Source organism: Methanobacterium sp. SMA-27 (genome assembly GCF_000744455.1).
GTDB lineage: Archaea > Methanobacteriota > Methanobacteria > Methanobacteriales > Methanobacteriaceae > Methanobacterium_B.
In genome coordinates this window covers 2,353,465-2,376,401 of the sequence record NZ_JQLY01000001.1, presented here as the reverse complement: position 1 = coordinate 2,376,401, position 22,937 = coordinate 2,353,465, and the positions used below count along the sequence as shown (strand labels likewise).

General features: G+C 34.3%; 19 protein-coding genes and 2 tRNA genes. 15 read left to right on the top strand and 6 right to left on the bottom strand.

The window, feature by feature from the left end:
• Nucleotides 1-244 precede the first annotated feature (244 nt).
• The 3 genes from ilvD to argS all read left to right on the top strand — a co-directional run bounded on the left by ilvD (nt 245) and on the right by argS (nt 4,129).
• Nucleotides 245-1,900, top strand: coding sequence for a dihydroxy-acid dehydratase (ilvD, locus tag DL91_RS12050; RefSeq protein ID WP_048192077.1), 1,656 nt, complete (start codon nt 245-247; stop codon nt 1,898-1,900).
• Between the two features lie 11 nt (nt 1,901-1,911).
• Entirely contained in the window at nt 1,912-2,337 is a 426-nt protein-coding gene (locus DL91_RS12045; RefSeq protein ID WP_048192075.1) for a signal peptidase I, read from the top strand.
• Between the two features lie 103 nt (nt 2,338-2,440).
• The gene (argS, locus tag DL91_RS12040) at nt 2,441-4,129 is read left to right on the top strand and encodes an arginine--tRNA ligase (RefSeq protein WP_048192073.1); all 1,689 of its coding nucleotides are present in this window, start codon (nt 2,441-2,443) and stop codon (nt 4,127-4,129) included.
• A gap of 39 nt (nt 4,130-4,168) precedes the next feature.
• Here argS and argF read toward each other — a convergent pair whose 3' ends face one another.
• Both argF and purD read right to left on the bottom strand, forming a co-directional pair.
• Complete coding sequence (gene argF, locus DL91_RS12035) at nt 4,169-5,074, bottom strand: ornithine carbamoyltransferase (RefSeq protein ID WP_048192071.1); 906 nt, start codon at nt 5,072-5,074, stop codon at nt 4,169-4,171.
• Between the two features lie 307 nt (nt 5,075-5,381).
• Nucleotides 5,382-6,689, bottom strand: a complete 1,308-nt coding sequence (gene purD / locus DL91_RS12030; protein WP_048192069.1) for a phosphoribosylamine--glycine ligase — start codon at nt 6,687-6,689, stop codon at nt 5,382-5,384.
• A gap of 436 nt (nt 6,690-7,125) precedes the next feature.
• On the opposite strand from purD, the gene DL91_RS12025 reads away from it, so the two are divergent.
• The 4 genes from DL91_RS12025 (at nt 7,126) to DL91_RS12010 (ending at nt 11,527) form a co-directional block, all read left to right on the top strand.
• Complete coding sequence (locus DL91_RS12025) at nt 7,126-8,871, top strand: acetolactate synthase large subunit (RefSeq protein ID WP_048192067.1); 1,746 nt, start codon at nt 7,126-7,128, stop codon at nt 8,869-8,871.
• 1 nt (nt 8,872) lies between these two features.
• Nucleotides 8,873-9,373, top strand: a complete 501-nt coding sequence (gene ilvN / locus DL91_RS12020; RefSeq protein WP_048192065.1) for an acetolactate synthase small subunit — start codon at nt 8,873-8,875, stop codon at nt 9,371-9,373.
• 66 nt (nt 9,374-9,439) lie between these two features.
• Nucleotides 9,440-10,426, top strand: a complete 987-nt coding sequence (gene ilvC / locus DL91_RS12015) for a ketol-acid reductoisomerase (protein WP_048192064.1) — start codon at nt 9,440-9,442, stop codon at nt 10,424-10,426.
• A gap of 99 nt (nt 10,427-10,525) precedes the next feature.
• A complete protein-coding gene (locus tag DL91_RS12010) occupies nt 10,526-11,527 on the top strand; it encodes a methanogenesis marker 12 protein (protein ID WP_048192062.1) in 1,002 nt (333 codons plus the stop codon).
• Nucleotides 11,528-11,978: 451 nt separating this feature from the next.
• Here DL91_RS12010 and surE read toward each other — a convergent pair whose 3' ends face one another.
• Complete coding sequence (gene surE / locus DL91_RS12005; protein ID WP_048192060.1) at nt 11,979-12,755, bottom strand: 5'/3'-nucleotidase SurE; 777 nt, start codon at nt 12,753-12,755, stop codon at nt 11,979-11,981.
• A gap of 167 nt (nt 12,756-12,922) precedes the next feature.
• Here surE and DL91_RS12000 point away from each other — a divergent pair, with 167 nt between their 5' ends.
• Complete coding sequence (locus tag DL91_RS12000) at nt 12,923-13,714, top strand: restriction endonuclease (protein WP_048192059.1); 792 nt, start codon at nt 12,923-12,925, stop codon at nt 13,712-13,714.
• A 135-nt stretch (nt 13,715-13,849) separates the two neighbouring features.
• Here DL91_RS12000 and DL91_RS11995 read toward each other — a convergent pair.
• Nucleotides 13,850-13,921, bottom strand: a tRNA-Val gene (locus tag DL91_RS11995).
• Between the two features lie 108 nt (nt 13,922-14,029).
• Nucleotides 14,030-14,101: transfer RNA gene (locus DL91_RS11990), tRNA-Val, on the bottom strand.
• A 292-nt stretch (nt 14,102-14,393) separates the two neighbouring features.
• Between DL91_RS11990 and DL91_RS11985 the strand changes: the two genes are divergently transcribed.
• Together DL91_RS11985 and uppP are read left to right on the top strand one after the other, a co-directional pair.
• Nucleotides 14,394-15,326, top strand: coding sequence for a branched-chain amino acid transaminase (locus DL91_RS11985; protein WP_048192057.1), 933 nt, complete (start codon nt 14,394-14,396; stop codon nt 15,324-15,326).
• Nucleotides 15,327-15,459: 133 nt separating this feature from the next.
• Nucleotides 15,460-16,284, top strand: a complete 825-nt coding sequence (gene uppP / locus DL91_RS11980; RefSeq protein WP_048192055.1) for an undecaprenyl-diphosphatase UppP — start codon at nt 15,460-15,462, stop codon at nt 16,282-16,284.
• A gap of 91 nt (nt 16,285-16,375) precedes the next feature.
• Here the strand turns inward: uppP and cobT are convergent, their stop codons facing one another.
• Nucleotides 16,376-17,446 (bottom strand): nicotinate mononucleotide-dependent phosphoribosyltransferase CobT, encoded by a 1,071-nt coding sequence (gene cobT / locus DL91_RS11975; RefSeq protein ID WP_048192052.1) that lies wholly within the window; start codon nt 17,444-17,446, stop codon nt 16,376-16,378.
• 159 nt (nt 17,447-17,605) lie between these two features.
• On the opposite strand from cobT, the gene DL91_RS11970 reads away from it, so the two are divergent.
• From DL91_RS11970 to DL91_RS11950, 5 genes are all read left to right on the top strand, one after another.
• Nucleotides 17,606-19,252, top strand: coding sequence for a bifunctional N(6)-L-threonylcarbamoyladenine synthase/serine/threonine protein kinase (locus tag DL91_RS11970; protein ID WP_048192050.1), 1,647 nt, complete (start codon nt 17,606-17,608; stop codon nt 19,250-19,252).
• A gap of 127 nt (nt 19,253-19,379) precedes the next feature.
• Nucleotides 19,380-19,940, top strand: a complete 561-nt coding sequence (locus DL91_RS11965; protein ID WP_048192048.1) for an XTP/dITP diphosphatase — start codon at nt 19,380-19,382, stop codon at nt 19,938-19,940.
• Nucleotides 19,941-20,342, top strand: a complete 402-nt coding sequence (locus DL91_RS11960; protein ID WP_048192047.1) for a 30S ribosomal protein S15 — start codon at nt 19,941-19,943, stop codon at nt 20,340-20,342.
• Complete coding sequence (locus tag DL91_RS11955; protein WP_048192045.1) at nt 20,308-21,669, top strand: DHH family phosphoesterase; 1,362 nt, start codon at nt 20,308-20,310, stop codon at nt 21,667-21,669. The genes DL91_RS11960 and DL91_RS11955 overlap by 35 nt, the downstream gene beginning before the upstream one ends.
• A 42-nt stretch (nt 21,670-21,711) precedes the next feature.
• Nucleotides 21,712-22,905 carry an aconitase X catalytic domain-containing protein gene (locus DL91_RS11950; protein WP_304412457.1) on the top strand — a complete coding sequence of 398 codons (1,194 nt, stop codon included), beginning with the start codon at nt 21,712-21,714 and terminating at the stop codon, nt 22,903-22,905.
• Nucleotides 22,906-22,937 lie beyond the last annotated feature (32 nt).

The following is a 22,937-nucleotide window of genomic DNA, read 5'->3' as shown; positions in this document are numbered from 1 at the left end:
CAATGCAACCTTTATAAAGGTCAATGAATTGAATAATTCCACTTTCAAATCTTATTTTTGATTAATTTACTTCCATATAGTTTCTAATTATAAATTATTAAAATTGGAAATGATAATTATAAATGCTCTGTTAATTCTATATAAATATAATATTTGAGTAAATAATAGTAAAATAATAACATTGAAATATATTTAATATAAAAATTTCTAAATTTATTTTAAATAGTTTATTCATGGTGATGAAATGAGAAGTGATACTATTAAAAAGGGTTTTCAAAGAGCACCTCACAGATCCCTTTTGAGAGCATGTGGAGTAACAGACGAAGAAATGGATCGTCCGTTTATAGGCGTTGCAAACAGTTTCACAGACATAGTTCCTGGCCATATACATCTTAATACAGTGGCAAAAGCCGTTAAAACAGGAATAAATAATGCCGGAGGAGTGGCATTTGAATTTAATACTATGGCTATTTGTGATGGAATTGCAATGAATCATGAAGGTATGCGTTATTCTTTAGCTTCGAGGGAAATTGTTGCCGATACAGTCGAAAGTGTAGCCATGGCTCACCAGTTTGATGGGTTGGTGTTGATTCCTACTTGTGACAAAATAGTCCCAGGCATGCTTATGGCCGCTGCCAGGTTAGACATACCTTCCATAGTTGTTACGGGTGGCCCCATGCTTCCCGGAGAGTTTAAAGGTAAATCTGTTGATTTAATAAATGTTTATGAAGCGGTTGGAGCTGTTTCAGCAGGTAAAATGAGTGAAGAAGATTTACTTGAACTCGAACAATGCGCATGTCCTGGACCAGGTTCCTGTGCAGGTCTTTTTACAGCAAATACCATGGCATGCATTACTGAAGCCATTGGAATGAGTTTACCATATTGTGCAACTACACATGCAGTTGCAGGGAAAAAGATAAGAATAGCTAGAGAATCTGGAGAACAGATATTAAATTTAATTAAAAATGATATAACCCCTTCAAAGATAATGACTCAAAGTGCTTTTGAAAATGCTGTGGCTGTCGATATGGCACTTGGAGGTTCCTCTAATACAACATTACATGTGCCTGCAATAGCTAATGAGCTTTCAGAGAAAGGAATAGTAGTTGATCTTAATCTCTTCGATGAATTTAGTAAAAAAATCCCCCATATAACCTCTATAAGTCCTGCAGGAGTTCATAGTATGCTAGATTTAGATAAAGCCGGAGGAATACCTGGAGTTCTAAAGGTTTTGGAGACTAAACTAGATATGGAAGTTCTTACATGCACTGGTGGTTCTCTTAAAGAAAATATCAAAGATGCAAAAGTTTTGGATGAAAACGTGATAAGATCTCTCGATAATCCAATACATCCCGAAGGAGGGATTGCAGTTCTCAAGGGGAATTTAGCACCAAAAGGATCTGTAATTAAACAAGGTGCTGTTGATCCTGATATGATGAAGCATGAAGGTCCTGCAAAGGTTTATAACAGTGAAGAAGATTGTGTTGAATCCATCTTTAAAGGAGAAATCAACGAAGGAGATGTAATTGTAATCCGTTATGAAGGCCCCAAGGGAGGCCCAGGAATGAGAGAAATGTTGAATCCTACTTCAGCAATATCAGGAATGGAAATAAAGTCTGTTGCACTTATTACCGATGGTAGATTCTCAGGAGGAACGCGTGGACCCTGTGTTGGCCATGTATCCCCTGAAGCAATGGCAGATGGCCCATTAGCAGCTGTGAAAAATGGGGATATTATTAAAATAGATATTCCCAATAGAATCTTGGAATTCGAAGTTACTGAAGCAGAGATAAAGAAAAGAATTAAAGAAGCTATTAAACCGGATAGGAATATTAAAGGATGCCTTGCAAGATATATGAAATTAGCCACATCAGCAGATGAGGGAGCAGTTTTAAGATAGGAGTGCATAAAATGTCTAATACCCGGGAAATATTTAGTTACGTGGCAATAATTATCATAGGAATAATTTTAGCGCAACATATGAATGTCGTGGTCTCTGGAAGTATGGAACCTGTCTTTTATAGAGGAGACGTTGTTGTAATAGAGAAAACAGATTTTTTAGGTATACAAGAAATTAATCCAGACGATCTGAAGATCGGAGATATAGTCATCTATAGGGCCACTTGGTTCCCAGAACCAGTTATACATAGAATTATAGCAACAGGAACTGATTCAAATGGAACTCCATATTATACAACAAAGGGAGATAACAATCCAGTTCAAGATCCTGCGCCTGTTTATCATGACCAGGTAATGGCTAAAGTAATCAGTTTCGGCAATACTCCATTTGTAATCCCAAAAGTAGGATATATAACCCTTTGGATAAGAGGTTTATAATAATTATCCTTATAAATTGCATTAGTGGAAAAATAACCCTAATCAACTTTTTATTATTAGAACAGATTTATTTAACATGTTATACTAATCTTAGGTGAATTTTATGTACAGAATTTTAATGTTAGAATCAATTAAATCGCTTGAAGAAGCTATAAGTACTCTTGGTTGGGAAGTTCCAGAAGACATTCGAATTGAAGAACCACCGAACTCTAATTTAGGAGATGTTGCAAGTTCAGTTTCATTTCAACTTGCCAAAAACCTTAAAAGGGCCCCAATGGACATTACCAACGATATCCTTGGTGTTCTGAAGACTCCAAATATCTTTAAAAAGGTTGATTCTAAAGGACCATATATCAACTTCTTTGTTGATAATGATAAATTCTCAGAAATTGTTTTGAATTCCATTAATGAAGATTATGGAAAACTTCAAGATAAAAATATGAAAATAATCCTTGAACATACATCTGCCAATCCAAATGGGCCACTACACATAGGACATATAAGAAATTCCATAATTGGAGATTCTCTTGCACGGGTTTTGAAATCAGCAGGATACGATGTAGAAACACAGTACTATGTAAATGATATGGGAAGACAAATTGCTATGATTGTCTGGGGAATTTTAAACCATGTTTATCAGATGGATCCCAATGGAAAGCCAGATCATGAAATTGGAAAACTATACTTCCAAGTTAATGAAAAACTTCGAGCAGATCCTGATCTCAAAGTTGAGGTAAGTGCTTTACTAAAACGATATGAAAAGGGTGGCGATGATGAACTTGAAAAACTCTTTGAAAATGTTGTTAAAGAGTGCCTTAAGGGTATATCTTCTACATCTGCTAGACTTAATGTGGAGCATGATGCGTTTATATGGGAGAGCCGGTTCATTAAAAATGGTAGTGTTGCAAAAATATTAAAATTTCTTGATCCATACACAAAGAAGAATGAAGTTGTCTATATGGACTTGAATGAATATGGTATTGAGAAAGAACTAATACTCATACGTTCAGATGGAACTTCACTTTATTCCACAAGAGATCTTGCTTATCATTTTGAAAAATCTAAAAAATCTGATCTTTCAATAGATGTTCTTGGTTCTGATCATAAGTTAGCAATTGACCAGTTGAACATACCACTTGAACTCCTCGGTGCTAAAAAACCTGAAGTAATATTTTATGAATTTATTACTCTTCCAGAAGGATCAATGTCAACTAGAAGGGGAGTCTTCATAAGTGTCGATGATTTAATGGAAGAAGCTGTTATAAGGGCCATGAAAGAAATTGAAAAAAGAAGAACTGATCTTGATGAATCTGAACGCTTGAAAATTGCTGAACAAATTGGAATAGGTGCAATTAGATATTTTATAGCCAGATTATCGCCTGAAAAACATATAATTTTCAAGTGGGATGAAGCTCTGAGTTTTGAACGTGGTTGTGCATCAATACAGTACTCTCATGCCAGAGCATGCAAACTTTTAGAGAAAGCTAACTACAAGACAAATGAATTAGATGAGATTATAGATTTAAATCTTGAACATCCATTTGAAATTGATCTCATAAAGATCATATCTAAATTTCCATTTGTTATAGAAGAGTCTGCTAGAATAAATAGAGTTCATAACATTGCACAATACTCACAAGATCTTGCAGGTGCATTCAACAAATTCTACAAGTCAGTCCCAGTAATTGGATCAGATAAAGAAGATTTAAGACTTCTAATAGTAGACAAATCTCGAATTACCATACAAAATTGCCTTAAGCTAATGGGAATTGAAGCTCCACAATCTATGTAGTACGAAATATTAATTAGAAAAAAATGAATTTATTTATATTCATTTATTTAAGAGTTTGAAAAGTATAGCAGTTTCTACATGCATCCTATTTTCTGCCTGATCCCAAATAACAGATTGGGAACTTTTCATTACTTCATCTGTAATTTCTTGACCCCTAATAGCAGGAAGACAATGCATTACTAAGGCATCAGGTTTGGCACGTTTCAAAAGTTCCATGTTAACTTGATAATCATTCAGATCAATCAAACGTTGCAATTTTTCAGCTTCGTCACCCATACTAACCCAAACATCTGTATAAATAACATCTGCATCTTTAACTCCATCACGAACATTACTAGTTATCTCAATATTTGAACCTGTTTCTTCCGCGTACATTAAAGCTTTTTCAAATATTTCCTGGTCTGGTTCGTATCCTACAGGGCATACTACTGTCAAATCCATACCAACAAGAGCACATGTAAGTAAAAGTGAATTGCAAACATTGTTTCCATCCCCTAAATATGCCATTTTAACTTGGTAACTATTTTTATGTTCAAAAATAGTAAATATGTCTGTTAATGACTGACATGGATGTTCTTTATCAGTTAAACCATTAATAACAGGAACATTCGAGTTTTGTGCGAAGAGAAGTACATCTTCGTGTTTGATGGCTCTTATCATAACCCCATCTACATATCTTGATAATACATTAGCAGTGTCCTCAATGATCTCTCCACGACCTAATTGCATGTCCGAAGCCGATAGATAAAGAGGGTTACCTCCAAGGTGTAACATTGCCACTTCAAATGATATCCTGGTCCTTGTTGATGCTTTTTCAAATATCATTGCAAGGGTCTTATTTTTTAAAGGTTTTTTACCATATGGATCCTCTTTAAAATTCCCTGCCAATTCTAGTATTTCAAATATATCCTTCTTTGCATCAGTGACCGATAAAAGATGTTTCATTACTTATCCCCCAAAACTGAAGTTCTCTGTAAGAATTAAATTATCTTATTCCAATATTACTTAAATTTAACTGTACAATTTGAAATCTAGGTTATTTTTGACTAATTCCATTAAAAACTTATTTTATCGTGTCAATTCCTCTTATTTTCATAACTATAATCTAATTCATATATGTGAAAACAGTCTATCCTAATATTTTACAAGTTTTTATTGTTAATTTCTAGAATGTACTAATTTGTTAAATTTTTATTAGAATTTTTGAAAGTTCCAGTTTTACTTGTTTAATCCTAAAAATTTAATAGTTAAATTATGATCTGAGCATATTCATGTGTTTAATTCTCTTTTCAATGAGTTTAACAGTTCCAACATCTCTCCTATGATAAACCTTACCTTTAACATATTTTGTAACATTTTCACATATTTCTTCTGCTTCTGATATTGTATTCCCAATCCCAACAAGCCCAAGTGCCCTTGATGCAGATGTAAATATTTTATCATCCTTTTGATTCACTGCAGCGTAATAAACAAGTGCACCTTCTTGATTTATTTTAGATTCATCTACATTTATTATCTGTCCAGCTTTTCCTGTTTCCGGATAACCTTGAGGCACTATATACTTACATACAGTCGCTTTTCTTTTAAAATCAGCTGATTTTAAATTTCCATCGACTATATTCTCACATAATTCGACAAAATCTGTTTTTAGAAGAGGTAGAACATTCATGGCCTCGGGGTCTCCAAATCTTGCATTGTATTCTACAAGTTTAGGTCCATCTTTACATAACATAAACTGACCATATAAAATACCCTTGTATGGTCCAACTTCTTTTTTTATTGCGTTAACTGTATCTTGCATTATCTTGACCGAATCTTGATAATTTTTTCTATCTAAAAATGGAAGTAAACCATCTTTATCAGAATAAGATCCCATTCCTCCAGTAATTGGACCCTGATCACCTTCATAAGCATGAGGATGATCTTGGGCAGCGGGCATTGGTACAACTTTGTCTCCATCAACAAAAGCCTGTACAGTGAATTCTTCACCAATTAATCTTTCCTCAATTACCACTTGAGCATAACCGCTGATTTTATTGTCTATTATTTCTTTTACATATCTTTTAGCAGCTTCACCATCTTCAAGATGTTCTCCAACAATTTTAACACCCTTACCCCCGGTTAGTCCAACAGGCTTCACTACTACGTCTTGACCAAATTCATCAATGAAATCTCCAGTATCCTCCACACTATCGAAAACTTTGTAAACAATAGACCCCCCAATTTTATAAGTATCAAATAGATCCCTCATAAATGCCTTATCAGTCTCGATCCTTGCAGCTTCTTTAGTTGGACCTACACATCCTATACCTGCTGCCTGAAGTTCGTCTACAATTCCCATTTCAAGGGGTGCCTCTGGACCAATTATTGCTATGTCAATTTTATTATCCAAAGCATATTTCTTAACTCCAATCAAATCTTTCTCGCTTGAAATTTGGAATTTTGATATCCGGGATATTCCCGGGTTTCTATTGCTCATGATAGAATATAATTCGGCGTCTTTCACCGCGTTACAAATTGCATGTTCCCTTGCTCCAGTTCCTACTACAAGAATCTTCATGTTTACTCCTCCTTGCCTAAATCTATAATCCCCTACACTTATAAAAATGATTGACACCTTGAGAATACCAGTATAAAATAGTTTACTTCATGGCCAATACATCCAATAGTACCAAATATTCTATTTTTTTATATAAAATAACTTTAAATCGATTAATTCTATATTAATCTTTACAAAAAATATATTTTATAATTTAAGTTTATTGATTTATAAAGGATTAATTCGACTCATCCAATATATAAGATGAATTATAATGTTAAACTTAAAAAAATCTATATTATTATGTTTTATATGCTTGGGGGTCAGTCAGTGATAGATGGTTAATAAAAGATAATATATACTTCAACATGGTAATGTTGAAATGAATAGAATTATTCAATTAAGGTAGATTAAAAAAAAGGACAATAAAGTGATTAAAAGTAAGTTAGGTGTTTTTATGAAGGGTGGCGAAGCCATAATCAAATCACTCACAGATCAAGGAGTAGAAGTTGTTTTCGGGTATCCTGGAGGGGTTCTACTTCCGTTATACGATGTATTATACGATTCAGATCTAAAACATATACTAGTAAGACATGAACAATGCGCAGCTCATGCAGCAGACGGGTTTGCAAGAGCTTCAGGTAAGGTAGGTGTATGTATTGGTACCTCAGGACCCGGTGCAACCAATCTTATAACTGGAATCGCTACAGCGTACATGGATTCTTCCCCAATAGTAGCAATTGCAGGTCAAGTATCATCACATTTAATTGGTAATGACGCGTTTCAGGAAGTAGATACTATTGGTATTACAATGCCAATAACAAAACATAATTTCCAAGCAATGAAAGCTGAAGAAATTCCTGGAATGATAAAATCTGCATTTTATATAGCGGGAACAGGTAGAAACGGGCCAGTGGTTTTAGATCTTCCAAAAGATGTTCAAGAAGAAGAGTTCGATTATGATCAAGCAAAAGATATGGATCTTCCAGGATACAAACCTACTAAAAAAGGCCATCCATTACAGGTCAAAAGAGCAGCAGAATTAATATTAAATTCAAAAATGCCTGTTATTTTAGCTGGTGGAGGTATAATACTTTCCAATTCATCAGAAGAACTGTTAAAATTTTCAAAATTGGTTGAAGCACCAGTAACTACAACACTGATGGGTAAAGGTTCATTTCCAGAAGATGATCAGTTATCGCTCGGAATGTTAGGAATGCATGGAAGAAAAGTATCAAATTTTATTGTTGATGAATGCGACTGCCTAATAGCAATTGGGTGTAGATTCTCAGATCGTACTACCGGTTTAATTTCAGAATTTGCTAAAAATGCAAAAATTATCCATATAGATGTTGATCCAGCCGAAATAGGTAAAAATGTTGATGTCGATGTTCCTATTGTTGGAGATGCCAAGATAATACTCAATAATCTGATAAAGATTATTTCAAAAGATAAAAATGAGAATAAACATCAAAGTGCCTGGTTAAACCATGTGCTGAACTTTAAGAAGACTTGCATACCTCGTTTATCATTTGCTGATGACATTCCATTAAAACCTCAACAAGTGATAAAAGAATTATATGAAGCCATTACTGATGATACAATTGTGACCACTGATGTGGGTCAGAACCAGATGTGGATGGCCCATTATTTCACTTCAAGAAATCCCAGAAAGTTTATTTCATCAGGAGGACTTGGAACAATGGGATTCGGGTTCCCTGCTGCAATGGGTGCGAAAATTGCGATGCCAGATAATGATGTTGTGGCTGTATGTGGAGACGGTGGATTTCTAATGGTGTGTCAAGACCTAGCTACCATTAAAGAATATGATATACCTTTAGTTATCTGTGTATTAGATAACAGACGTCTTGGTATGGTTTCACAGTGGCAAAAATTGTTTTATAATAAAAGAATGTCACACACACACCTAGGTCAGAGTCCTGACTTTGTAAAACTAGCAGAATCTTTCGGGGTTAGTGCAGAAAGAGTTGAAAAACCTGGAGAAATGGAAGTAACAATTAGAAATGCCATTAGGTCAGGAGAACCTTACCTTATCGATGTTATAATTGACCCTGAAGAGATACTCCCTATGGTGCCACCGGGAAGGGGGATAACAGAAATTATTGGCGAATACAAGACTGAACAAGAAACACCAGGTGAAATTCTTTATAAACCAACTGGAAAAGAAAAGGGTGGTGATTAAGTTGGATGAAAGCAGAACTCATATTATAAGTGCTTTGGTTCTTCATAAACCGGGTGTACTCCAAAGAGTAGCAGGTCTTTTCACTAGAAGAGGTTTTAATATTGAGAATATTACTGTAGGCACATCAGAACAAGAGCACCTTGCACGTATGACAATTATAACAAAGGGTGATGAAAAAGTTCTTGAACAAATTACAAAACAACTCAACAAACTCATAGAAGTAATTAAAGTAAGGGATCTTGAACCTCAAATAACAGTAAAACGAGAACTATGTTTAATCAAGGTTCATACAGCAAATGAGAAAGTGAGATCAGAAGTAATACAATATGCAAATATATTCCGTGGAAGAATAATTGATGTGGGTCCTGATACACTTACAATTGAAATTACAGGCCCGCCTGAAAAAATAGAATCCCTTATAGATCTTGTTAGGATATTTGGCATCAAAGAAGTTGCCAGAACAGGCCCAACAGCAATTTCAAGAGGAACTAAGACCATGTAATTTGTATTTACAACTAAAAAAATTAAGCATTTATGTTAAAAATATTATTTAAATGGAGGAGAAAAAATGAAAATGTATTATGAAAAAGATGTCGATCTAAACATTTTAAAGGATAAAACTGTTGCAGTTATAGGATATGGAAGCCAAGGAATGGCACAATCAAGAAACATGCATGAAAGCGGATTAAATGTTGTTGTTGGTTTAAGAAAAGATGGAGCTTCTTGGAAAAAAGCTAAAAATGATGGTTTAAATGTTATGACTGTTGAAGATGCTGCAAAAGCTGCTGATGTGATACACATACTAATACCAGATGAAATTCAGGGAGAAGTATACAAAAAATCAATAAGAGATAATCTTGAAGAAGGAAATACCTTGTCTTTCTCACACGGTTACAATATACATTTTGGGTATATAAACGCTCCAGAAAATGTTAATATAACAATGATAGCTCCTAAAGGTCCCGGTGCAATGGTTAGAAAAACTTATGAAGAAGGATTCGGTGTGCCAGGATTAGTAGCTGTTGAAAGGGATTATACTGGAAATGCACTTCAAATTGCGTTAGCAATGGGCCAAGGTTCAGGATTAACAAGAGCAGGAGTACTCGAAACAACTTTCAAAGAAGAAACAGAAACAGATCTCTTTGGTGAACAAGCCGTACTATGTGGTGGTGCAACAGAACTTATTGCTGCTGGTTTCCAAACCCTTGTTGATGCAGGATACCAACCAGAGATTGCTTACTTTGAAACTTGTCATGAGTTAAAGCTCATTGTAGATCTTATATATCAAAAAGGATTTGCTGGGATGTGGAACGATGTAAGTAACACTGCTGAATATGGTGGTCTTGCTACAAGAAAACGTATAATTACCGATGAAACCCGAGCAGAAATGAAGAAAATTCTAGAAGAGATACAGACCGGAGAATTTACAAGAGAATGGGCAACTGAAACTAATGCTGGAAGCCCAATGCTCAAAAGATTAAGAGCAATTGAATCTGAACTACAAATAGAAAAAGTTGGAGCCAAACTCAGAAAATTATGTGGACTCCAAAAATAATTTTTTTCTTTTTAACACAAGATTGAACTTTTGGAATTACACCAGATTATACTAAATTCTATTTGAATTAATACCTTTATCAATTAAAATGGTGATAATATGGTCTTTATTGGCATGGATCACGGTACAACAGGAGTTTCTTTTACTATACTTACTGATAAGCCTGTACACTTCAAAATTGGAAGAGAAGAACTATCAAAAGGCTCTGCATCAGCACTTCAACAGCTTAATAAAATGGTTGACCTAAAATCCATTGACCTAATGGCCATTACTTACGCTATGGGTGACGGCATCAATACCATTATGCCTATTGAAAAGGTTAAAGATAGAGGAATTCTATCTATGGAAGGTGCAGGTAAGGTAACTGGAGGAGGAACTGCAGTATATGATGAAATAAAAAAATCAGGAATTCCCACAATACTTATACCCGGAATCCATAAGAATACAGGCTGTCTTGATCCTCGATTTAAAGCTGCTTATTCCCATCATGCAAGCTCTGAAAAAATCAGTATATGTTACAATGCATATATGGAAACTGGTTTTGAAAATATGATTGTATCAGATATTAGCTCAAATACTGTAAGCATGTTAATTGAAGATGGAAAAATACGTGGAGCAATGGATGCTTGTATTGGGGCAATGGGTATAGTTCATGGCCCATTAGATCTTCAAATGATTAGAGACATTGATGATGGATTAAAAACAGCTAATGAATGTTTTTCGAGAGCAGGAGCGGTTAAAATAGCAAATTTAGATACAAAAGTTTCATTAGCTAAAGAAGAGCTTCTACAACGATACATCAAAGGAGATGAAATGACTGAGCTTGCTTTCAAAACAATGATTATGAGCATTCTAATGGAAATTCATGGTCTTATTGGGATAACCGATTCCCAACTTCAAGGTATTGTTTTAACAGGTTCAATAGGTTCAATGCAAAAACCTTATGACTTTTTTCAAGAAATTAAAATGGGATTGAATAAATCAATTCCAATTCTTAAATTACCCCCTACATCTGGTTCTTTAGGAAGTGCACAGATAGCTAAATCAGTTTTTGAAGGTAAAAAAAATATTCTAGGGATAAAAGTAGAAAATATGAATTGAAATTTGATAATATTATTCTACAGTAGAATCATAAAATTTAAATTTTAAACTAATTTTTTAATTATAATCAACAAATATTAAAAAAATTTTCTACAGTAGATCATCTAGATGTTTAAATTTTGTAATTCTGTTGAGAATATTTTATTTTTTTTCTATTAATTATAATAACTATATTAAAATTATTTTAAGATAATTTCATATTAAGACTAAAATAATATCTCTTTGAATAAAATATCCATTAATCCCTGGCATTTTAAATTTTACATCTAAAAAATTGCATATTAATGAAATAGTTTGAATATATATCTTTAATAATTCTTCTGTAGAAAATATTTTATTAATTAGTACACCAAAAATGAACACCTTTACACTTGAAGTGTATGTCTGGAAAATCAAATAAATGTAAAAATAAATAATAATTAAAATTCCTAATATGAAAGGGAAATAAATGTTAATCCAACCATCCTTCCATTAAATTTAATTTCGATGTACAATCTAGAGAAATAGGAGTTATTGTTGCAGAACGTTCAACTTTAAGAACATTCACATCTGTTCCAATATCATCATTTTCAATTGGATCCCCATCGATCCAATAATAAGGCCTACCGCGAGGATCTAATCTTTTCTTTATATGTATTTTATACATTCTTTCACCCAACCTAGTGAGATTTATCTTGTTATTAGATGGATGTGATGGTATGTTTAGATTCAAAAAATCCACACCTGATGGGAGTCCTTTCTCAATTACCTTCTCAGCCACACATTTCAAAATCTTTGATGCATGTCTAAAATCAACATCAACATGACCATCATGAAACTTTATGTCACCACGAGAAACTTGAAGTGAAACTGAAATTGAAGGAATACCATGAACTGCTGCTTCCATTGCAGCACCTATAGTTCCGGAAGTAGTTAATTCTGACTTCCCAAGGTTTTCTCCTATATTAATTCCGGATATCACAAGATCTGGTTTTTCTTCAGTAATCTCATAAATACCTATTATTACAGCATCTGTAGGAGTTCCTGAAACTGAAAATGCTTCACTTCCATCTAGAAGATTTGTTGCAGTAACCCTAATTGGTTCAAATAACGTTAATGCATGTCCAATTCCACTTTGCTGAGTTGCAGGAGCCACCACGTCGATCTTTCCTAGACCTTCAACAGCTTTTTTAGCAGCCATTATTCCAGACGAGTTAACTCCATCGTCATTGGTTATAAGAATTCTCATACTGGCATATTTATAACTCAACATTCAAAAAGTTTGCGTGGCAATGAGTTGGAGATGGGGACAGTTTTAAGTATATTAAATTAGAAAAGAATTAATAATACATATTAAATAATGATAGTAAAGATAATGTAAAATATCATTCCCTTAGGTATTTTAAGGTGAGGAAATTGGAAAAAGATAGGTTGGTCAGGTTCGTTGGAAAGGTTATGGAAGAATCTGGATTCAAGGTCTACAAGGACTTCAAAACTTCCCGCTATATAATAGACATCTATGGAGTTTTACCTACCATTGTAGGAGATATGGGTGTTGTAGTGGCCTGTAAAAACTATGATGAACATTGGGAAGTCGGATTAGATGTATTGAAGGAAATGGAAATGGTTGGTAAGACCCTTAAAGCATCGAAGATTGTCGTAATTACCACATCTTACTTCACTAATAGCGCGTCAAATTATGCGGGAAGAAGAAATATTAAACTTATTGATAAAGATGGTTTAGTGACAATAGCAAAAAAATTCTCCAAAAAAGAAAATGAAATATATGAAACAAATGTAATCGATGAAAACGAAGATTCAGAAACATATATCCCTTCGACTAAATCATCAAAAGGACCATCAATTTTCCATGCAGGGAAAAGAAGTTTATCTAAAAGTAGAAGATCAAAAAGTGTTGGAAGGAATTTGAATCTTGGAAACTTTATGCCGGGATTCAAAGGTATTATGAGTAACACTATTGCGCTAATTATAATAGTACTATTATTATCATCATTGATAACCTATATAATAGGCCTATTTAATAAAAACACTGCCCTTATTGGTGTTTCCAAGATACTATCTTCAGCTATCCTATCATACGGTCTTGTCTTTTATGCAGATAGGGATCCAAATGTGGTACTTACTAAAGGAACAATTGTTTTCTTCGTTTCAATGATAATATATGTTGTTCTAATTGTGTTGCTATAAAATATGATTCTTAAAATCTTTTTTTTATCATAAAATTCTGAATATGCTCTAAATTTAACATTGGTAATTTAAAATAGAGCTTGCTAAATTTTAAATCAAAATCTTGAAAAATGAATATGTCATAAAATTAGAATATGGGCCGGAGGAGATTCGAACTCCTGATCACCTCGGTGTGAGCGAGGTATCATACCCCTAGACCACCGGCCCCTTGAAAAAAAAATTAAAATTAGATTTTCCAAGAAACAATAAAATGGTTATCTACACCTAAAATTATTTTATTTTTGTAATTTTATTTGATCAAAAAATGCCTATAAATGGGCCGGAGGAGATTCGAACTCCTGATCACCTCGTTGTAAGCGAGGTATCATACCCCTAGACCACCGGCCCTCTTCTCTCATATTATGCGTTAGGCTATATAAACCTTTTCTAGAAATCCATAAAGTCTCAAATATTATATATGAATATTTGTAAATATTGATTTAACTGTACTACTTATAAAATTTTCATTCTAATCTATTAGTAAAAAAATTGATCATGAAATATAATAATTAAAATTTAATCTTTTTCAAAATAAAGACTAAAATTGTATATATTTTATGATTTGAGCATTTATTATTAATTTTATAAATCTATTTATTCTAGTAACCCTAATTATAAATGATAAATTTGAGGGATAACCATGGCATTTGATGAATCAGGAAAAATATGGTTTAATGGAAATTTCGTTGACTGGAAGGATGCAAATTTACATGTTTTATCACACGTTGTTCATTATGGAACAAGTGTTTTTGAGGGAATAAGGTGTTATGAGACTAAAAAAGGCCCTGCTGTATTCCGTTTGCGAGAGCATGTTCAACGATTAATAAATTCAGGAAAGATCTACAGAATGATAATACCGTACTCTGTTGATGATCTCAGTCAAGCTATTGTAAAGACCATTCAGATAAACAAATTGAAGGCGTGTTATATTAGGCCCATTGCTTTTAGAGGTTATGGTGAACTGGGAGTTTATCCAATGAACTGCCCTGTTGAAACTGTTATAGCTGCTTGGGCTTGGGGAAAATATTTAGGTGAAAAAGCTATTGAGGAAGGTGTTGATGTTGGAATATCCAGCTGGAGAAGAATGGCCCCAGACACCATGCCTAACATGGCAAAGGCGGGTTCAAATTATATGAACTCACAACTTGCAAAGATGGAATCCATTATCAATGGATATGATGAAGGTATCATGCTCGATTATCAGGGTATGGTTAGTGAAGGTAGTGGAGAAAATATTTTTGTTGTTAAAGATGATATTCTGTTTACACCCCCGATTTCCTCTTCCCTATTATCGGGTTTAACACGAGATGCAATAATAATTCTTGCAAATGAGTTAGAATTGGAAGTTCGTGAAGAACAGATCCCAAGGGAGATGTTATACATAGCTGATGAAGTATTTCTCACAGGTACGGCTGCTGAAGTCACTCCTGTTCGTTCTGTTGATAAGATTATTGTAGGCGAAGGTTATAGGGGAGAAATTACTAGAAAAATTCAAGAAACCTTTTTTACAATAGTTAATGGTGAAAATGAAGATGAATATGGTTGGTTGACACACGTGAATTCTGACTTATAACTAAAAACTTATAAGTTATAACTTATAACTTTTTTTCACTAATTTTTTAATAAAAGTAAGTAAAACAATATTTTATATCAGCAATTTAATCTAATGAAATTACATATTTCAATAATTATAAGGTGATAAAAAAATGGACATTATTCAAGCAATAATTTTAGGAGTAATCCAAGGTCTAACAGAATTTCTTCCAGTAAGTAGTTCTGCACATTTAGTATTTATTACAGATATTTTAGGACTACCACAAAATGTGGCATTTGACACATTATTACACCTAGGAACACTTGTAGCAGTTGTAGGATATTTCTGGAGAGATATTGTAGAAATAATTACTTCATTCATATCAAGTATTATGGATATTTTCAGAGGAAAATTCAAAGAAGGATTAAAGGAAAAACCCTTTAAAAAACTTACATGGCTCCTGGTTGTAGGAACAATACCTGCAGGATTAATGGGAATTTTACTTCAAAAACAGTTTGAAGCTCTTTTTAATTCTGTTATATACGTTGGATTCTTCTTGATTATTACAGGACTGTTATTGTGGGGTGCTGAAAGAGTTAAACCTGGAGAGAAGGATGTGGAAGATATTTCATTTAAAAATGCTCTTGTAATCGGTATTGCACAGGGTATTGCAATAGCTCCAGGTATCTCAAGATCAGGTGCAACCATCTCTGCAGGACTATTTTCAGGACTTAACAGAGAGTTAGCAGCAAAGTTTAGTTTTTTATTATCCATACCAGCTATACTGGGCGCTGCTTTAGTACAAGCTAAAGATATAACAAGTTTTGATGCAAGTACTGCGGTTTTAATAGCAGGATTTTTATCAGCATTAATTTTCGGTTATTTAGCAATCAAATTACTACTTAAAATAATTAAAGAACGGACACTGATGATCTTTGCATACTATTGTTGGATCGTCGGTATTACTGTAATAATCATCTCTTTAGTGCATCCATAAAAAAAATCATTTTTTATTTTATTTATTTTTAAAATCGATTTTGTTGTTATTATTTGTTAAATTATTTTTAAATAAATTTAGAAAATTCTATTTAAAAAATTTCCCTACAGAGTTCTTCAGTTCTAATTCTTATATCTTCAATTGAAACATTTTTAAGCATTGCTGCGAACATTGCCCCTCCCGCACCAACTCCCTCTTTTACTGAACCTTTAGTGTAGTTTACAAGACCAATGGTATTTGATTTCTCAAAGTAAGGATCAACTGCAAAAATACTGATATCTGAAATTTGATTGGCTATAAAGTTAATATCCGAAGTTTCATCCTCAGCAACAAATACTGTCGTTGCAATAGATAATGAACTAAAATCAAATTCAGGTGCTATCCCTTTAATAACTGCACAAACCGCAGTCATTTGGGTACCTCCTGCTAGGGTAACAGGTACTGTACTCCCCATCGCAATGCCTGCAACTGCAGGTATCATTGGATCTCCAACTGCATCTATAGCTTTAAAAGGTTCAGTAACGAGTTCACCAGCTTTAAACCCTGAAAGCTTTAGGCCATTCTCAACAACACTATGTTTAAGTACATGGGGATTTTCAGGAGTACTTCCACTAATTTTATGATCAACTTCATATCCCATTGCAGTTAAAACTCCTAGAGCTGTGGTAGTACCTGCAGGGGTACTTTCTCCAATCACAAGGTGATCTGTTAATTTTGAAAGATTTTTACCAAGGATAACCCCTTTATTAAAGATTTTTTCAGAATTATCAACAGCGTTTCCCTTGTTTATATCTCCTCCAGGAGTTTCATTTATATTCATATAGGGTATATTTGGTTTTACTGCAGCCCCCGCATCTACAACCAAGAAAGGAATATCTGCAAGATCTAAAGAAGCTTTAGTTATTACTGCAGGAGTTGGTGCTGCTACGCCACCTACAACAGTTTTTGGAATCTCAGAAAGACAAAGAGGCTCCCCCAACATTACAAGCTCAACATCAGCTGCAGGAGTATAATCAGTTAATTCAGGTGTTGCTCCTGCACCTGTTATTCCTGTAATTCTAGATGTTAATGTACTTGCTATTACACATAAAAATAATGAATCCTTATTTTTCAATTTATGAATCATATTTGCTGATCCATAACATTTTATTACTCCTTCCATTGTTTCACCTTCGATTATTAGTTATGTTATAAAATTAGATATAAATAAATGATAACTCTGAAATTTTGATATGACAATTGATGTATACAAATTTTTAATATAAAATATTGTACTAACTAATTTAATCTAATTGAAAATATTGATGGAAAAGTGATTTAATTGATATGTATAGGAATTGAGGGTACCGCAGAAAAAACAGGTGTAGGAATTGTAGACTCAGAAGGCAGAATCTTATCCTCTGTTGGTAAAGCCCTAATACCCGAAAGTGGAGGAATTCACCCTAGAGAAGCTGCAGAACACCATGCCGCCACAATTGTTCCTTTGATAGAAGAGGCCCTTAGTGAGTCAAAATTACATTTAAATGAAATTGATCTGGTTGCATTCTCTAAGGGCCCCGGTCTTGGACCTGCCCTCAGAACTGTTGCAACTGCATCAAGAAGCCTTTCTTTAATGCTTAAAATCCCCATAGTTGGAGTAAATCATTGCATTGGCCATGTTGAAATTGGAAAATTAACTACAGGTGCAATTGATCCAGTTACGCTTTACGTTAGTGGGGGGAACACCCAAATAATTGCTTTTGACTCAGGTAGATATAGATTATTCGGTGAAACCCTTGATATAGCCATAGGAAACTGTCTTGACCAATTTAGTAGGTCAATGGGGCTTGGGCATCCTGGCGGTCCAAAAGTTGAAGAACTGGCAAAAAAATCGTCCACCTACATTAAACTCCCTTATACTGTTAAGGGAATGGATTTATCATTTTCAGGACTTTTAACTGCTGCCATAAGGAAATATGAATCTGGTGAAGCCATAGAAGATGTTTGTTACAGCCTACAGGAAACTGCCTTTGCAATGTTAGTAGAGGTGACAGAAAGAGCCATTGCTCACACAAAGAAAGTTGAGGTCCTTTTATGTGGTGGTGTTGCTGCAAATACACGATTAAGAGAAATGCTATCAATTATGTCTGAGGAACATTATGCAGATTTTTACATGCCCCCAATAAAGTACTGTGGAGATAATGGTGCCATGATAGCTTGGATGGGGCAATTGATGCATAAAAATGGTTTAGTAACTGATATTGAAGATACAGGGATAATACAGAAATATAGAACTGACCAGGTAGATGTTCCTTGGATGAAAAGTTCTGAAAGAATATTGGAACTACCTTCAGATATATTAGAAAAAGGTGCAGAAGCTAACATATTACCCGGACAATGGATGGACAAAGAAGCTGTAATTAAGAAAAGGGTTCCAAAAGGATATAGAATCGAAGATATTGATAATTATCTGAGAAAAAAAAGAAGTAAGGGTGAAGCCAAACTGTTAGGAGAAGCAAAAAGCTGTGGTGTCAAAACTCCGATAATATATGACATTGTAAAAGATGAAAGTGCAATTGTAATGGAAAAAATATTAGGCACTCCAGTAAAAAATATTTTTGAGGGTTCAAAAACTTCCAATAACTTTAAATTTAAAGATTTATGCGAAAAAATTGGTGAAAACATTGCAAAACTCCATAACTGCAAGATAATACATGGAGATCTGACTAGTTCAAACATGATGGTTAAAGATGAACAGCTCATTTTCATAGATTTTGGACTGGGAATGATATCAGATCTGGTTGAAGATAAAGGTGTTGACCTTTTAGTGTTTAAAAAAGCAATTTCTGCAATACACCACACTATCTCCAAGGAATGTATTGAATCAGTTCTCCACGGATATCGGTACGCTAATGATTATGAATCTGTAGTATCAAAGATGATGGAAATTGAAGGACGGGGACGTTACACAGATAAAATACTTAAGTAATTTTCTTTAATTAACGGTATTTTATCTTCTAAAACAGAATTATATATAAAAAAACAACTTAAATTCAGTGATAACTAATATTTAAGATAAAATTTTAGGACAGTATTTAGATGATGGGCTGAGATACATGAAGATAACATTTATAACTGGTAACCAACACAAAGTAAAAGAAGCCAATGGTATCTTTGATAACTTTGGAATAGAACTGGAACATGTAGACCTCGGTTACCCAGAAATCCAAGGAAATTTGGTAGATGTAGCCTGGTATGGTGCAAAACATGTTGCCAAGCGTCTTGGCAAACCAGTGATAGTTGAAGACGCAGGTATTTTCATTAAAGCCCTTGATTGGTTTCCAGGTACTTATTCATCCTATGTACAGGATACACTGGGAAATCAGGGTATATTGAAACTTATGGGTGATGTTAAAGACAGATATGCCGAATTCAGGTCGGTTATTGGGTTCTGCACCCCCAAAACCGAGCCCGAGATTTTTTTAGGTGCTGTCAATGGATGTATAGGATACATTGAGAAAGGGAATTATGGATTTGCATATGATCCCTTATTCACGCCTGAAGGATATGATAAAACCTTCGGAGAATTATCCATAACTGAAAAAAATAAATTTTCTCACCGTAGAAAATCACTTGAAAAGTTTGCAATTTGGTATAAAGATTATAGAGGTGATTAGATGGCAATAAAGCCTGAATGGACAGAATACTCAAATGAAGAAATTGAAGAATTAGTGTTAAAATTCAGAAAGGAAGGTAAATCTACAAGTGTTATAGGAGTTATCTTAAGAGACCAGTACGGAATTCCTGATGTTAAAACAGTAACCGGGGATAAAATAACTGCAATACTTGAAAAACATGGTCAAGGAGAAGAATATCCTGAAGAACTCATTAACCTGATAAAAAAAGCAGTTAATATTAGAGACCACTTAACAGAGAACCCAAAGGACCTTCACACCAAAAGAGGCCTTAGGATCATCGAATCCAAAATCAGAAGACTCGTAAGATATTATGTAAGGGAAGGTGTGCTCCCTGAAGGATGGAGATATGATCCAAAAACAGCAGCACTCCTTGTTAAATAAGGCAGAAGAAGCCTGCAATCTATTGCGCAGGCACTTAAAGCAAGATCATGTTGTGAGAATAATTTCTCACAACGATGCTGATGGAATATCCGCTGCTGGGGTAATGTGTAACGCAATTGCCAAAGAAAAGGGTAAATTCCATGTTACCATAGTTCCTAGATTAAAGGATGAAGTACTCTCAAAATTTTTTAAGGAAAAATATAAATTATTTGTTTTCTGCGATATGGGTAGTGCTAATCTCAAGGGTATAAGAAGACTCAAGGGTGACGTTATAATAGCTGATCATCACCAAACCAATCCCGAAACAACAATTCCAGATAATATTATACATGTCAATCCACACCTATATGGACTGGACGGTACAAAGGATGTAAGCGGATCTGGAGTATCATATCTCACTGTTCGACCTATGGAATATAAAAATCTAGCCGGACTGGCTCTTGTAGGTGCATTTGGAGACATGCAATATAAAAACGGTTTTAGTGGTGTTAATAAGATGATACTTGATGATGGTATTGAGTCCCATAATATCGAGGTTCGAGATGATCTTAAAATAGCAAACAAAACACATGAACCACTTTATAAAGCACTTTCCCATACAATTAATCCTGCTATCAAAGGGATTTCAGGAGATGAAGAAGGTTCAGTTACTTTCTTAGAAAAAATAGGAATTTCTTATAGAATTAAATTCACAGAGTTAGGCAATGAAGAGAAAGATATCCTTAAGGAAGAGCTTGTTAAGATAAACCCTGAAATTTTCAGCAGTGTTTATAGCATACCCACAGAAATACCAGAACTAAGGAACCTTGAAGATTATTCCAACATACTTGATGCTTGTGGAAAGAATAAGAAACAAGGCCTAGGCCTCAGTATATGCATAGGTGATAGAGATAAATCTATTAAAGAAGCTCAAGATCTTGTTAAAAGTTACAGTGACGATCTAATGCATGGTATTGAATGGATCAGCAAAGAGGGATCAGTTGTTCAAGATAAAATCCAATATATATACACCGAAGAAAAACGTAAAAAACGTATAATGGGTACTCTTTCCAGCATCGGTCTCGATCTTGAAATTTTAGATCCTGAAAAACCAGTTCTTGCAATGTCTCGCATGGATAATATAATAAAAGTATCTGGAAGAACCACATCAAAAATGACTGAAAAGGGAGTTAACCTAGGATATGCCCTTGAAAATGCTTCAAAAAGTTTCAATGGATCTGGTGGTGGGCATAATATTGCAGCAGGTGCTGTAATCCCTTATAGAGAAATGGATAATTTTCTGAATCTTGTTGATGAAATAATTAGAACACAATTGAATGCTAGCTGAAAATATAATACATATTAATATTTCAAAAAATTAGTGATTTCTATGCACCTAACACGCGAAGAAGAAAAGATGTATGCCGGTGAGGAAGGACCAGCAGTAGAGAAATGTATGGAGATTCTAGTAGCTCTTGGAGATATATACGGAGCAGGAAAACTAGTTTCTATCACTTCTGCACAGATATCTGGTGTTTCATATAAAACTATTGGTGATGCAGGACTAGAGTTTCTAGAAGATCTTTCAAAAGATGCGCTTGTTAGAGTCCCTTCAACTCTAAATCCTGCTGGTGTTGATCTTAAAATATGGAGAGAATTGGGATTTTCTGAAGAATTCACTAAAAAACAGCTTGCAATTGTAGAAGCATATCAGAAAATGGGAGTATCAACCACTTGTACATGCACACCATATTTAGTTGGAAATGTACCAACTTTTGGCTCACATATTGCATGGTCAGAGTCATCTGCCGTTTGTTATGCAAATTCAGTTTTAGGTGCACGTACTAATCGTGAAGGAGGGCCAGGAGCTCTTTCAGCAGCAATTTGTGGAAGAACTGCGAAGTACGGATATCATCTTGAAGAGGAGAGACATCCAAATTTACAGGTTGAAATTGATACGTCTGTAATGGGCTCGGACTTTGGTGCCATAGGTTACATGGTAGGAAACCATGTTGGTGGAGGAGTTCCATACTTTAAATTTAAAAAAAGTCCATCAACTGACCAACTTAAATGGCTTGGAGCTGCACTTGCATCATCAGGTGCTGTTGCGCTCTATCATGTAGAAAACACCACACCGGAAAGTAAATGGGCACTTAAATTTATTGCAAATAATAAAGTTGAAAAATTATCTATTAATCGAAATGATATTGAAGAAACCAAAGAAAAATTATCAACAACTAACGAAAAACCTGATCTGATTTGTGTTGGATGTCCACATGCATCACTTGAAGAGATAAGAAAGGTAGCTGAAACTGTTGCAGGTCGTAAACTAAAAAACATGTTATGGGTATGCACTTCTATTTCAGTTAAAGCTGCTTCAGACAGAATGGGTTACACCCAAATTATTGAAAATGCAGGAGGAAAAATAGTTTGTGACACTTGTATGGTAGTTGCTCCAATAGAAGAACTTGATTACAAAGTAGTTGGAGTAGATTCAGCCAAAGCCGCAAATTATGTTCCTAATATGTGTGGAATTGATGTTGTATACAACGATCTAGAGAATTTAATTATTGAAGATAAATAAAAAATTTTTTTAAAATATTTTTTTTGATCAAC